This window comes from Aeromonas molluscorum (assembly GCF_051376105.1).
Classification (GTDB): Bacteria; Pseudomonadota; Gammaproteobacteria; order Enterobacterales; family Aeromonadaceae; genus Aeromonas; species Aeromonas molluscorum.
In genome coordinates this window covers 515,176-528,144 of the sequence record NZ_JBPQCY010000001.1, presented here as the reverse complement: position 1 = coordinate 528,144, position 12,969 = coordinate 515,176, and the positions used below count along the sequence as shown (strand labels likewise).

The window sequence follows — 12,969 nt, the reverse complement described above, 5'->3', positions numbered from 1 at the left end:
CTTCCCCGAGCCCCTGGCCATGGACGCGGCGAAATTGTGGTGAGCGGGGGGAAGGGGTAGACTCGCCGCACCCTGATACACCTATCTTCCTCGCGAGCCTGCCCATGGATCTTATCTTGTCCCTCGTCGACTTCATCCTGCACATAGATGTCCACCTCAAGGCACTGTTTGCCGATTACGGCGTCTGGATCTATGCCATTTTGTTTCTCATCATCTTCTGCGAGACGGGGCTGGTGGTGATGCCCTTCCTGCCCGGTGACTCCCTGCTGTTCGCCGCCGGGGCGCTTACCGTAGACAGCGCCCTGGATGTGCATCTGCTCAGCGCCCTGTTGGTGCTGGCTGCCGTGCTCGGCGATCTCACCAACTACACCTTGGGTCGGCTGTTTGGGGAGCGGCTGTTCAGCCGCTCCGATTCGCGCCTGTTCCGTCAGGATCATCTGCACCAGACCCATGCCTTTTTCGCGCGTCATGGCGGCAAGGCCATCATCATTGCCCGCTTCGCCCCCATAGTACGCACCTTTGCCCCCTTCGTGGCCGGCATGGGCAAGATGAGTTATCCCCGTTTTATGGCCTTCAATGGCGTCGGCGCCCTGTGCTGGGTGCTGGCATTCGTCTATGTGGGGCACTTCTTCGGCAACCTGCCTCTGGTCAAGGAAAACTTCACCCTGCTCATCTTCGTCATCATCGTCATCTCTTTGCTGCCCATGGTGATTGCCGCCGTGCGTGCCAGGCTCGGCAAGGGACAGTCATAGGGCTGCATCCCCTTGCCGACATAAAAAACCGGGCCACTTGGGCCCGGTTTTTTATGGGGATGAATTTACTGCCAGTTGAAGTTGCGTTTGGCTTTTTGCAGCTTCTCATAGGCTGCTAGCAGCTTCTGATGCAGCGGGAACTGGCTGAGGGACTCATCGGCCGTCTCCAGCCCGTGGAAGTGCGCCTCGCCAGTGGCATGGGCCCAGGCCTGCGCCAGGGTCTGCTCACCATACATGCGGGTGAAGACGGCTTTGTACTGCTCGGGCTCGCGCTCTTCGTCCAGGAAGAGTTCGACACAGCTCTTGAGGGCGCGATAGTAGTTGGCGCGCTCCGGGCTGAACACCGACTGGTTGTACTCCATGGTCCAGTTGATCAGATCCAGCGCCGTTTCCAGTTCGCCAGCAGCCAGGGCCAACATGGCCTTGAGCTCGCCGATGCGCAGGGTGTGCAGGGCGGTGCCCTTGGCGGCGGCGATGCCGAGCAGTTCGCGCACCCGGGTACGTTCGTCGTGACCTTCCTCCTCCAGCTGGTCATAGAAGGCCATGTACTGTTCGGCATCCCATGCCAGGGAGGGCAGGGCCAGGATCACTTCCCGCAGGTTGGCGCCCATGTTGTTGTTGGCCATCAGCAAGTCTTCGGCCGGATAGATGTCTGACATGCCCGGCACCAGAATACGGCAGGCGTAGACGTCAAGGTGCTCGTAGTCGGCGATGTAAACCGGCTGCTCCAGCTCGTGGAAGATGCCGATCAGGTGATCGAACTCCTCCTGGGAGGTGCCACGGAAATCCCAGTCGGCAAATTCAAAGTCGGACTCCTCTTTGAACAGATCCCAGCTGATGAGGCCGGAAGAGTCGATGAAGTGGGTCTCCAGGTTGTGGTGATCCGCCACTTGCTCGTTGTCAAAGGAGGGGGCGACGAACACATCCAGATCTTTCAGACCACGGCCTTGCAGCAGTTCGGTCACGGTACGCTCGAATGCCACTTCGAAGCGCGGGTGGGCACCGAAGGAGGCGAAGCTGGTGCCGTTGCTCGGGTTGAGCAGCACCACGCAGATGACCGGATAGCGACCCCCCAGCGAGGCATCGAAGCTGTAGATGGGGTAGCCTTCGGCTTCCAGTGCGGCGATGGAGGCAGCAATGCCGGGATAACGGGCGATCACCTCGTTCGGGATCTCGGGCAGGCTGATGGCCTCGGCGATGATCTTGTTCTTCACGTGGCGCTCGAACACCTCGGACAGCCCCTGGGTGCGGGCTTCCGTCTTGGTGTTGCCGGCGCTCATACCGTTGGAGACATAGAGGTTGCCGATGATGTTCATCGGGATAAAGACGGTCTGGTGATCAGACTGACGCTCGAACGGCAGGGCGACGATGCCGCGCTCCTCGTTGTTGGACTGCAAGTCCACCAGCATGTCGGCGGTCACTTCCCCTTCCGGGTTGTAGAAGTGGCGGGTGAAGTCATCGAGCAGGCCAGCCGGGAAGTGATCGCCCTCGATCGGGAACCACTTCTCGTTCGGGTAGTGCACGAAGTCGCCATTGGCTATCTGTTTGCCCAGATAGAAGTCGGCGAAGAAGTAGTTGGTGGAGAGGCGCTCGAAATATTCACCCAGGGCCGAGGCCAAGGCGGCTTTCTTGCTGGCGCCTTTGCCGTTGGTGAAGCAGAGGGCGCACTCCTTGTCCCGGATGTGCACGGACCAGACGTTGGGCACGGGGTTGAGCCAGGAGGCCTCTTCGATATCAAATCCCAGGGCCTGCAGCTTGGTCTGGAACCGCTCGATGGAGTCTTCCAGCGCCGCGTCCTTGCCGGGTATAAAAGTGTGGTCTGTCATCACAATGTCCTGATTTTATGGGCTCATGTTTTGGCCGCAGATAATAGCAGGGGTTGCGCCATTTGGCAGGCAAAAACGGTGCTAAGTGGCCCGGGCAGGCGGCGATAAAGCGGGGCTGATGCCCTCGGGTGAACGGGGCTGTTCGACCAAGGGCGCGTGGTTGGGCATGGTCCGGTGCGGGGGCGATAAGCCGGTGGCGTTACCGCCAGGCTGAGGCGGTGCCCGGCTTGGCGGACACAGTCTGTCAATGATCGTCAACCGATGGCTTTGAGACCCAGGATGCCGCCGATGATGAGTGCGAGGCAAAACAGTCGCGCCGCCGTGGCGGGCTCGCCAAACAGCAAGATCCCCATCAGCACAGTGCCAACGGCGCCGATGCCGGTCCAGACCGCGTAAGCGGTGCCCAGGGGCAGATGCCTGACCGCCATGGCCAGCAACAAGACGCTAACCCCCATGGCGGCGAGCGTCAGCAGGGTAGGAAGGGGGCGGGTGAAACCTTGGGTGTATTTGAGGCCAATGGCCCAGGCAATCTCGAACAGGCCGGCGACGAGCAGCAATATCCAGGGCATGAACATCTATCCATCAGGGGGCAGGGTCGTCCCTGCCAGCGGTCAGGCAGCGGGGTCGTCCCCGCCGGGCGCGATGGCCGTTGGACTCATCTTGCCAGAGCGGCATCGGCCTTGCCAAGGAGTGGGTGGGGTTCCCGGGGCGCACCGTCGATTGATATTGCAGCAAACGGCAGGGATTATTGCGCAAATCGACTTGCGTCCCTCGCCACAATCCGTAATGTGGATAGACACATTTTTCGCAGCAGAATTTTATCGAGCCAAGATCTGAGTGACGCCAGCTTAGGCGTCAGGAGGCACATGCCTTCCAGGTCGGAACGATAGAGGATCCGCACTATTAAGCCGTTATCCAGGGTAGGACATTATGAAAAAAGTAGGTTTGGTCGGTTGGCGTGGCATGGTGGGCTCTGTCCTGATGAGCCGGATGCAGGAAGAGCAGGATTTTGCGCACATTCAACCCACCTTCTTCACCACCTCCCAGGCCGGTGAGGCCGCCCCCAATTTCGGCGTCGATGCCGGTCTGCTTCAGGATGCCTTCAACATAGCGGCGTTGGCCGAGCAGGAGATCATCATCACGGCCCAGGGCGGCGACTACACCAAGGATGTCTATCCGCGCCTGAAAGCCGCCGGTTGGCAGGGTTACTGGATTGATGCCGCGTCCTCTTTGCGCATGGAAGAAGATGCCGTCATCATCCTGGATCCGGTCAATGGCGATGTGATCACCCAGGCACTGGATGCCGGCACCAAGACCTTCGTCGGTGGCAACTGTACCGTCAGTCTGATGTTGCTGGCCCTGGGCGGTCTGTTCAAGGCGGATCTGGTGGAGTGGGTGAGCGTGGCTACCTACCAGGCGGCCTCTGGTGGCGGCGCCCGTCATATGCGTGAGTTGATCACCCAGATGGGGATATTGCGTGATGAAGTTGCGGTCGAGTTGGCGGATCCCGCTTCTGCCATCTTGGACATTGAACGCAAGGTCACCGAGAAGACCCGCTCCGGCGACTTGCCGGTGGACAACTTCGGTGTGCCCCTGGCTGGCAGCCTGATCCCCTGGATAGACACCAGGCTCGACAACGGCCAGAGCCGGGAAGAGTGGAAGGGTCAGGCCGAGACTAACAAGATCCTCGGCATCGAAGCTGCCCCGGTGCCGGTCGATGGCCTGTGCGTACGCATCGGCGCCCTGCGCTGCCACAGCCAGGCGTTCACCATCAAGCTGAAAAAAGATGTGCCGCTGGCCGAGATCGAAGCCCTGCTGGCCGCCCACAACGACTGGGTCAAGGTCATCCCCAACGAGCGTGACATCAGCGCCCGCGAACTGACCCCGGCTGCCGTGACCGGCACCCTCAACATACCGGTTGGTCGTCTGCGCAAGCTCAACATGGGCCCGGAATACCTGGCCGCCTTCACCGTCGGTGATCAGCTGCTGTGGGGCGCGGCCGAGCCGCTGCGTCGCATGCTGCGCATCCTGCTGGCCCGAGGCTAAGGGATAACCACCGCGCGTCGCCGGGCTCAGCGCGATAGCCGTTGACCATGAGTGCGTTAAACGAGAAGGGAAGGCATCAGCCTTCCCTTCTGCTATCTAGGTTTGGCCCGCATGTCGCTGAACCATCACCCTAGCCGCAGGCTCAGTGCTGGCCCAGAGCCGATGCCAGATCGGCAATCAGATCATCGGCATCCTCGACCCCAATGCTCAACCGGATCAGATCCTCGTTGACCCCGGCTGCCACTCGGCTGGCTTCGTCCATGGCGGCATGAGTGGTGCTGGCCGGATGACAGGCCAGACTCTCCAGATCCCCCAGGCTCACCGCCTGTACAAATAGTTGCAACTGATCGAGCAGGCGTGCACAGCGGGGGAAGCCCCCCTCCAGCTCTATGCTGATCATGGCGCCGTAACCTGTGGAGATCTCTCCCAGCACCCCATGGCCAGGGTGATCGGCGAGTCCCGGGTAGATCACCTTTTTGACAGCGGGGTGAGCGGCCAGGAACTGGGCCACCCGCTGAGCGTTATGCAGATGCGCATCCAGGCGCAGCGGCAGGGTCTTGACGCCCCGTTGCAGCAAGTAAGCCTCCTGAGGCCCTATGGGGGAGCCCAGATGCTTGAGTGCCACAGTGCGGATGCGCGCCATCAGCTCATGGCGCGCGGCGACCACCCCGGCGATGATGTCGCCGTGGCCACCGAGATACTTGGTGCCGCTGTGCATGACGATGTCGACACCCAGTTCAAGGGGGCGCAGCAGATAGGGGGTGAGAAAGGTGTTGTCGCAGACGCTGAGGGCACCTACCTTGCGTGCGGCTTCGACCACCATACGGGGATCCACCAGCTTGAGGGTTGGATTGGTCAGGGTTTCGAACAGTACCAATTTTGTGCCCGGGTTGATGTTGGCCAGCAGATCCCGGTCGCTGTCATAGCCGGTGATGCGGATGCCGGCGCGGCTGAAGGTCTGCTTGAGGAAGGCCTCAGTGCCACCATAGAGCGGACCGACATAGGCCACCTCGTCCCCGCTATCGGCCAGGGCATAGAGGATGGCGCTCACCGCGGCCATGCCGCTGGCAACCACCAGCGCCTCGTCTGCGCCCTCAAGGGCTGCAAGTTTCAACTCCAGCTCGGCGGTGGTGGGGTTGGCAAAACGGCTGTAGATGTAGCCAGGGGCCTGACCCGAAAACCGCTCCTTGCCAGCCTGGGCCGTGAAATAGCTGAAGGTACTGCTCTGATATAAAGGGGTCGTCAGGGCGCCGGTCTGGGGATCGAGCCGTTGGCCGCTGTGTACGCTCATGGTCTTGAATTTCATCATCTCTCCGTCATGGCCAGTGGGCTGGCCTCTTATTGTCCTGGGCGCGGCGGCGCCCCGGGTGAATGGTATAGGTACCCTGCCGTTGACAGGGCACCAGCCGGTTCTGAGGGGGTGCCTGTCGGGGCGCTCGCCGTGGCCGGTGGGGTGGCATAGTGGCGGGCCGCCACGTCCGGGTGGGAGCGCAGTCGTCCCTTGAGCACATTCTCCCCCACCTGATAAAAGAGCGGGTTGTCCGGATCGCTCTGAAGGCCTCTGGCCTCGGTCGCGAGCGCCGGGGGCAGTGTCAGCAAGGGCACAGTGGCATCGAGGCGCGCCGCCATGAAGAAGGCACAGGAGAGGCGCGACACCCCGGTGGGTGGAGTGACGACCCGATGCAGGGTGGCCTTGAGGTAACCGTTCGAGGCGAGTTCCAGCAGTTCACCAATGTTGACCAGCAGGGCGCCAGCGCGAGGCGGTGCAGGTGTCCACCCTTGCTCGGTCAAGACTTCGAGCCCACCGTGACTATCTTGCAGCAGGAGCGTGAGGTAGCCGGGATCCTTGTGGGCGCCCACCCCCTGACCGTCCCCCTCATGGCGGCCCGGGTAGTGGATGAGCTTGGTAATGACGGTAGGGGAGCGGGCTCAAGCTCTCATCGAAGACATCGGCAGCTTGTGCCAGGGTTTCGGCGAAAGAGCGGATCAGGGTCAATCCTAGCAGGGTCAACTGCGCCTGCCAGCCCAGCAAGGCTCCCCTGAGTTCGGGCAGGGCCGAAGGCCACAGATTGGGCCCCTGCAGGCGTTGCCAGGGCTGGTGCAGCAAGGCATCGGGCAGGCAGGGCTCTTCGGCCATGATGTCGAACTGTTCACGCCAGTCCGGGCGAGCCCGGGTCAGCTCGGCCCCAACCCGGTTGTAACCGCGAAAGTGGGGGGAGTGCACCATCTGCACCGCCTGTTTCTGATGGTCGTCCAGGGCAAAGAGCCGGGCCGCCAGAGCCAGTAGTTCGCTCTGCTGGCCCAGATCCAGCCCTGTGTTCTCCAGATAGAAGAAACCGGGGTCGCGCGCCGCCCGGCGCAGTGTCATGAGCGCCTGCGTCCTGTGCGGGGCACCCGGCAACAGTTGACCGTAATCCAGGATGGGCAGTGCGCTGGCGGGCTCTGCGGGATCCGTTGACCCACTCCCTTGTTGCGCCAGAGGAGCGGGCGCGGTGCTGGAAACATGACGTGCGCCATGTTGGGGGGAAAGCAGTAACATGAGCACCTCCAACCTGGATCCTGGCGCAACATCCTCGCAAAACGAGGTGTCATTTGGGTTGGAGGAATGCTATCCCTTCGGCTTGGGATGACAAAACAACAAATAATTCTTAGTTATAGACAAAAATCGAAATAGAGTTCGGGTTAGTTGCGTAAATGCTGTTCTCTAGCGAAACGAAACCACTCTTGGCTTGGCGTCGGACGCTCGCTCCCTTAGTATCGAGGCTCATTTGCTACGCTTGGAGCTTGCCTTGACTATTGATCCCGGGCCTGCCAGTCCCTCATCTCTGTCTGGATCACGAGTGGGCCGCGAGCTTGTCTCCTTGATCTGCCTGCTGCTGATCAGCGCCCTGCTCACCTGGATCGGAGTGGCGGCGCGAGGTGGCAGCAGCTTTTCGCTGCTCTGGCCCGCCAATGCCGTCCTGGTTGGCATCTTGCTTCGCTACTATCCCAGGGCTGGCCTGGTGCATCTGCTGGTGGCCCTGCTTGGTTTCCTGCTGGTCGATGCCTGTTATGGCACGCCCTGGCGCAAGAGTCTGTTGCTCAACGGCGCCAACATTCTCACTGTCGCCATCGCCTGGCTCAGCCTGCGCCGCCAGGGACTGGGCCCCGAAGGGCTGATCAGCGCCACGGCCATCCCCAGGCTCATGCTCCGTTGCCAACCCGCCATCCTGGCCGGGGCCCTGTGTGGGGGAGCCGCCGTGGTCTGGCTTGGCAGCTCGACCGGCTGGAAGAGCACCATCATGTGGTACTTGGCCGAGCTGATTAACTTCTCGGTGTTATTACCCAGCCTGCTGACCCTGCCGGGCTCCTGGCGGCAATGTCGCCGGGAAATGTGGCGTGATCGCCGCTATCTTGTCCCGGCATTGCTCTTTCTGCTGCTGGTACTCCTGCTCGACAAGCATCTGGGGGGCCCGGGTCTGCTGGTGCTGCCGGTGCCTGCGCTCATCTGGCTGGCACTCTCTGGCAATCGCTTCTTCACCTGTCTGGCTACCTGCGCCGCTTCTCTCTACATGTTCACCGTGCTCGATGATCAACTGCTGTATCAATGGAGCAAGGATGCGGCCACCGTCTATTCGTTTCGCACCGGCATCTCCATACTGGCCCTGAGTGCCATCACCACGGCCTGCGCCGTGGCCGAGCGGGATCAGTTGTTCGCCCGCTTGCAGCAAGTGGCGAGTCATGATCATCTGACCGGGGTGCTCAATCGCGGCGCCTTCAGTGAGGCGACCGAGCAACGATTGGCTCGTGAAGGGGGTGGCCTGCTGCTGCTTGATGTCGATTTCTTCAAGAAGATCAATGATGAACACGGTCATCCCACAGGGGATACTGTGTTGGTGCAGTTGTGCCAACGACTGGAAGAGTTGTTGCCACCCCGGGCTCTGCTCGGACGCATGGGCGGTGAAGAGTTTGCGGTCTTGCTTGCGCCGGGGGTGGAGAGCGAACTGGCGGATCAGGCCGATCGCCTCATTCAAGGGGTGGCTGATCGTCCCCTGGCGCAGGCAATGCGGGTCACTATCAGCGGTGGCTTGCGCCAGGCCGCTCCAGGGGAGAGCCTGAGTGAGCTGCTGGCCGACGCCGATCTGGCGCTCTATCGCGCCAAACAAGCAGGACGCAATCGCTGGTGCCGGGCGACATGAGCCAGCTTGCCTGATGCAAGCAGAGTAGGGAGGCCATGGCCTCCCTACTCTTTTATTGAGCGCATATTGCGCCCCATGGGCTGACTCAGTAGCCCAGGGTGAAGCGCTGGCGCAGATGGGCTGGTTGCTCGGCCTCATTGAGGATGGCATCGGCCAGATCGCCGACGGTGATCTCGGCCGGTTTATCATCCAGGAACAACACCTGATCGCCCCCCAGCCGGTATTGGCCAGTGCGCTCGCCCGGCACCAGCATGACGGCCGGGGAGACGAAGCGCCAGTCGAGTTCAGACTCGCTGCGCAGTGCGCTGAGCCCATCGCGAGCCGCCAGGGCCCCCTGTCGCCATTCAGCCGGAAATTCAGGGGTATCGACCAGCTGGATCCCGGGGGCGACTTCCAGACTGCCAGCCCCGCCGACCACCAGCAGCCAGCCTGTTACCGCCTTGGTCGCCTGCACGATGGCGGCGGCCCCTTTGAGGTACTGCTCATAGATGTCCGGGGTGGCCCAGCCAGGGTTGTAGGCACTGATCACGCGATCGTGACCGCTGATCGCCAACGCCAGTGCCTGGGGATCCTGAGCATCCACTCCTAGCACCTGGAGTTGCGGATGGGGAGCAAGTTTGCTGGTATCGCGCACTATGGCAGTGATGCTGTGACCACGGGCAATGGCTTGGTCCAGGACGGCACGGCCGACAAAACCAGTGGCGCCTATCAGGGCAATCTTCATGGGAAACTCTCCTGCGTTATTAAGATAGGGCTAGCCTACGCCTCCCGGTGTGATTTAATAATCCAGTAGAGTTTTCATTCACTAATAAGTGGGGCTTAATAATGGAGCAGCTTAGACGCTACGCCATCTTCGCCGCCGTGGTGGAGGCGGGGACCATGACGGGGGCAGCCAAGGTCCTTGGCATGACGCCCTCGGCAGTGAGTCAACATATCAGCCAGCTCGAGACCCTGCTTGGCCTCACCCTGCTGCACCGTTCCACTCGCCGCCTCGACTTGACCGAGGCGGGGGAGGTGGTGTGGCAGGGCTGTCAGTCCCTGCGCCAGACCCTGGCCCAGACAGAGCTGCGGCTTGGGGAAGTTCGCGACAGTTTGATGGGGGAGGTGAGGATAACTGCGCCCGTGGGCATGGCGGGCCTGCCTCTGGTCCAGGCACTATCCCCCTTGCTGCAAGCTCATCCCGGCTTGCGCCTCATCATCATCGCCGATGACGAGAAGCGTGACCTGCTCAAAGAGCGCATCGATGTGGCATTGCGAGTCGGCACCCTGGCCGACTCAAGCCTGGTGGCGCGCCATCTCGGCGAGACGCGCATGTTACTGTGCGCTTCTCCTGCCTATCTGGCCCGGCGTGGGGTGCCGACTCGCCTTGCCGAATTGACGAGTCATGACTGGTTATTGGCGGATCTGCCCGGGGTTGGTTTGACCCTGCCGGACGAGCAGGGCGTGCCGCAGCAGCTGCGGTTCTCGCCCAGGGTCCTGTGCAACAATGTGTTGCCCTTGCGCCAGTTTGCCCTGGCGGGGCAGGGCATTGCCTTGCTGCCCGAGACCGAAGTGGCAGACGATCTGGCGCAGGGATACCTGCAGGAGGTGCTTCCCGGCCACAGGATGGCGGCCATGGCGCTGCATGCCATCACGCCCGAGCGCGAGGTCTCTCACAAGGTGCGGCGGGTATTGGCGGCGTTACAGGATCATTTTGGGCGCAGCGCCGAGGTTCGCCGACGGAAGTGATGCGGCGGAGCGGTTGGCAGGGGAGAAGACGTTGGAAAAAGAGAAAGCAGGCCTGGGCCTGCCTTCTGTCACTGAGATCCTGCGGTCTTAGCTGTGGTAGTCGCGGCAGGCGATCAGGGTGTTTTCCATCAGGCTGGCCACCGTCATGGGACCGACGCCGCCCGGAACCGGGGTGATAAAGGCGGCATGGCTGCGGGCGGTGGCGAACTCGACATCACCCACCAGACTGCCATCGGCGAGGCGATTGATGCCCACATCGATCACCAGGGCACCCGGCTTCACCCACTCACCCGGGATAAAGTTCGGTTTGCCGACGGCGACAACCAGCAGATCGGCGCGGCGGACCTGGGTCTCCAGATCCTGGGTGAAGCGGTGGCAGGTCGTAGTCGTGCAACCGGCCAGCAGCAGTTCGAGGGTCATGGGGCGACCGACGATATTGGATGCCCCCACCACCACGGCGTGCAGACCATGGGTCTTGACGCCGGTGGCTTCGATCAGCGTCATGATGCCCTTGGGGGTGCAGGGGCGCAGGGCGGGAATACGCTGTGCCAGTCGGCCGACGTTATAAGGGTGGAAACCATCGACGTCTTTGTCGGGACGGATCCGCTCCAGCACCTGGGTGGTGTCGAAGTGGGCGGGCAGCGGCAACTGTACCAGGATGCCATCAACCTCGGGGTCCAGGTTCAGCTGGTCAATCAGGGTTAGCAGCTCGTCCTGACTTGCCTCGGCGCTCAGATCGTAGGAGCGGGAGATGAATCCAACTTCCTCACAGGCGCGGCGCTTGCTGCCGACATAGACCTGAGAGGCGGGATCGGCCCCTATCAGTATCACAGCAAGCCCGGGGGCACGCTGCCCGGCGGCGAGCCGCTGCTGGACTTCGGTTGCTACCTGATTGCGAATCGTTTGCGCAACCTGTTTTCCGTCAATGATTTTGGCAGACATCGTTCTTCACTCACCATGGGTTCAACTGTGCGCATTGTCGCATTTTTTTAGCTGGGATGTTAGCGGCGCGATGCGGGCGGGCAAGAAGTAGACACTTGAATTTATTGATGGAAAAATTCGTTGACGCTGGCTCGAGCGCTTGGGTATGATGCCCGCCCGTTGCCCATCAGCCTTATCGCAGATAAGCTGTTGGCTGCAAGTGAAATGTAGTATCTCGGTGATTAGCGCAGCCCGGTAGCGCATCTGGTTTGGGACCAGAGGGTCAAAGGTTCGAATCCTTTATCACCGACCATTTTTATCGACAATGCATCGTGTATGGCCAATTGAAGTGCTGGATGTGAGGTGTTGTTGAGCAAAATGCGCCCTTAGCTCAGTCGGATAGAGCAACGGCCTTCTAAGCCGTGGGTCGCAGGTTCGAATCCTGCAGGGCGCACCATCTTGCTGCGGCAAGCATGGTCAGATGTTTTCAGTGGTGGCTGTAGCTCAGTTGGTAGAGTCCCGGATTGTGATTCCGGTTGTCGTGGGTTCGAGCCCCATCAGCCACCCCATTATTGTTGCCTGCTGGTATCTTGCGCGTTGAGCAGAAGGTGCGAGCAGCGAAAGTCCTTTGCGGAAGTGGCGAAATTGGTAGACGCACCAGATTTAGGTTCTGGCGCCCTAGGCGTGAGAGTTCGAGTCTCTCCTTCCGCACCATGCTTTATCGATAGAGTCGGATGATCTTCCTGCATCCAAAAAGAAAGGCCCGTCACTGACGGGCCTTTTTGCATCTGGAGTGCCCTCTGCCAGCTATGTAGAGGTGTCCTATTGCACCTGTCTTTCTCCCCTTGTCATCACGGGGACTGCTCTCTTTGCCGTCACCGATTCTCTTCCTCTGTGCCGTTCGTCCATTGTATTGGCTGATGGGCTAGTCATGCCCTTTTGCCTTTTTGCTCTTTCCTCGATGGGCGGGTCTGTCGAGGCTGGTCTGGGTGATCCGTCAGGGGCACTCCTTTATGGTTTCTTGTGCAAAGTCGTTGATGGATATTGATAACTCTTCTTGATTGGGATATTTTGTGTTTCGTTATAACATAACAATTGAGGCGATTATGAAACCTGATACTCATCCCGAGTACCGCAAGGTGCTGTTTCACGATGTAACGGCCAATAGCTATTTCCTGGTGGGGTCCACCCTGAAGACGGATCGCACTCAGATATGGGCGCAGGATGGCCAGGTGTACCCTTATCTGACACTGGATGTTTCTAGCGCCTCTCATCCCTTCTACACCGGCAAGCAAAAGCAGGTGGGCACCGAGGGGCAGGTGGCGCGCTTCGGTCAGCGCTTTGGTGCTTTCCTCGGCAAGCAGGGGGCGGCATGAAGGTACTCGCATCCCTTAAATCGGCCAAGACACGTCACCCTGACTGTCAGCTGGTGCGTCGCCGCGGCAAGTTGTTCGTGATCTGCAAGAGCAATCCGCGCTTCAAGGCGCGGCAGGGATAAAGGGAGGCCACGGCCTGTCT

The 12,969-nt window shown here is 60.9% G+C and carries 11 protein-coding genes, 4 tRNA genes and 1 pseudogene; 10 read left to right on the top strand and 6 right to left on the bottom strand.

The window, feature by feature from the left end:
* The first annotated feature begins 104 nt into the window (after positions 1-104).
* Positions 105-752, top strand: a complete 648-nt coding sequence (locus tag ACSMDR_RS02515) for a DedA family protein (protein ID WP_436466916.1) — start codon at positions 105-107, stop codon at positions 750-752.
* A 65-nt stretch (positions 753-817) separates the two neighbouring features.
* Here the strand turns inward: ACSMDR_RS02515 and ycaO are convergent, their stop codons facing one another.
* Both ycaO and sugE read right to left on the bottom strand, forming a co-directional pair.
* On the bottom strand, positions 818-2,578 hold the full coding sequence (gene ycaO / locus ACSMDR_RS02510) for a 30S ribosomal protein S12 methylthiotransferase accessory factor YcaO (protein ID WP_436466915.1): 1,761 nt from the start codon (positions 2,576-2,578) through the stop codon (positions 818-820).
* 254 nt (positions 2,579-2,832) lie between these two features.
* On the bottom strand, positions 2,833-3,147 hold the full coding sequence (sugE, locus tag ACSMDR_RS02505; protein ID WP_005906869.1) for a quaternary ammonium compound efflux SMR transporter SugE: 315 nt from the start codon (positions 3,145-3,147) through the stop codon (positions 2,833-2,835).
* 361 nt (positions 3,148-3,508) lie between these two features.
* Between sugE and asd the strand changes: the two genes are divergently transcribed.
* Positions 3,509-4,624, top strand: coding sequence for an aspartate-semialdehyde dehydrogenase (gene asd, locus ACSMDR_RS02500; RefSeq protein ID WP_005906868.1), 1,116 nt, complete (start codon positions 3,509-3,511; stop codon positions 4,622-4,624).
* Positions 4,625-4,766: 142 nt separating this feature from the next.
* Here the strand turns inward: asd and ACSMDR_RS02495 are convergent, their stop codons facing one another.
* Both ACSMDR_RS02495 and ACSMDR_RS02490 read right to left on the bottom strand, forming a co-directional pair.
* Entirely contained in the window at positions 4,767-5,930 is a 1,164-nt protein-coding gene (locus ACSMDR_RS02495) for a trans-sulfuration enzyme family protein (protein ID WP_436466914.1), read from the bottom strand.
* Positions 5,931-5,962: 32 nt separating this feature from the next.
* A pseudogene (locus ACSMDR_RS02490) lies at positions 5,963-6,992 on the bottom strand (isopenicillin N synthase family dioxygenase).
* A gap of 472 nt (positions 6,993-7,464) precedes the next feature.
* Here ACSMDR_RS02490 and ACSMDR_RS02485 point away from each other — a divergent pair.
* Positions 7,465-8,802, top strand: coding sequence for a GGDEF domain-containing protein (locus ACSMDR_RS02485; RefSeq protein ID WP_436466913.1), 1,338 nt, complete (start codon positions 7,465-7,467; stop codon positions 8,800-8,802).
* 85 nt (positions 8,803-8,887) lie between these two features.
* Here ACSMDR_RS02485 and ACSMDR_RS02480 read toward each other — a convergent pair whose 3' ends face one another.
* Positions 8,888-9,526, bottom strand: coding sequence for an NAD(P)-dependent oxidoreductase (locus ACSMDR_RS02480; RefSeq protein WP_436466912.1), 639 nt, complete (start codon positions 9,524-9,526; stop codon positions 8,888-8,890).
* A gap of 101 nt (positions 9,527-9,627) precedes the next feature.
* Between ACSMDR_RS02480 and ACSMDR_RS02475 the strand changes: the two genes are divergently transcribed.
* On the top strand, positions 9,628-10,530 hold the full coding sequence (locus tag ACSMDR_RS02475; RefSeq protein WP_436466911.1) for a LysR family transcriptional regulator: 903 nt from the start codon (positions 9,628-9,630) through the stop codon (positions 10,528-10,530).
* 87 nt (positions 10,531-10,617) lie between these two features.
* On the opposite strand, the gene folD is transcribed toward ACSMDR_RS02475, so the two are convergent.
* A complete protein-coding gene (gene folD, locus ACSMDR_RS02470) occupies positions 10,618-11,472 on the bottom strand; it encodes a bifunctional methylenetetrahydrofolate dehydrogenase/methenyltetrahydrofolate cyclohydrolase FolD (RefSeq protein WP_436466910.1) in 855 nt (284 codons plus the stop codon).
* Positions 11,473-11,687: 215 nt separating this feature from the next.
* Here folD and ACSMDR_RS02465 point away from each other — a divergent pair.
* The 6 genes from ACSMDR_RS02465 to ykgO all read left to right on the top strand — a co-directional run bounded on the left by ACSMDR_RS02465 (position 11,688) and on the right by ykgO (position 12,949).
* Positions 11,688-11,764: transfer RNA gene (locus ACSMDR_RS02465), tRNA-Pro, on the top strand.
* 67 nt (positions 11,765-11,831) lie between these two features.
* Positions 11,832-11,908, top strand: a tRNA-Arg gene (locus ACSMDR_RS02460).
* Positions 11,909-11,944: 36 nt separating this feature from the next.
* Positions 11,945-12,020 (top strand) — tRNA-His (locus tag ACSMDR_RS02455).
* 61 nt (positions 12,021-12,081) lie between these two features.
* Positions 12,082-12,165, top strand: a tRNA-Leu gene (locus tag ACSMDR_RS02450).
* 392 nt (positions 12,166-12,557) lie between these two features.
* Positions 12,558-12,827: a type B 50S ribosomal protein L31 gene (locus ACSMDR_RS02445; RefSeq protein WP_436466909.1), complete on the top strand. Its 270-nt coding sequence runs from the start codon at positions 12,558-12,560 to the stop codon at positions 12,825-12,827.
* Positions 12,824-12,949 carry a type B 50S ribosomal protein L36 gene (gene ykgO, locus ACSMDR_RS02440; protein WP_005909330.1) on the top strand — a complete coding sequence of 42 codons (126 nt, stop codon included), beginning with the start codon at positions 12,824-12,826 and terminating at the stop codon, positions 12,947-12,949. Before ACSMDR_RS02445 ends, ykgO begins: the two co-directional genes overlap by 4 nt.
* The last annotated feature ends 20 nt before the right edge of the window (positions 12,950-12,969 follow it).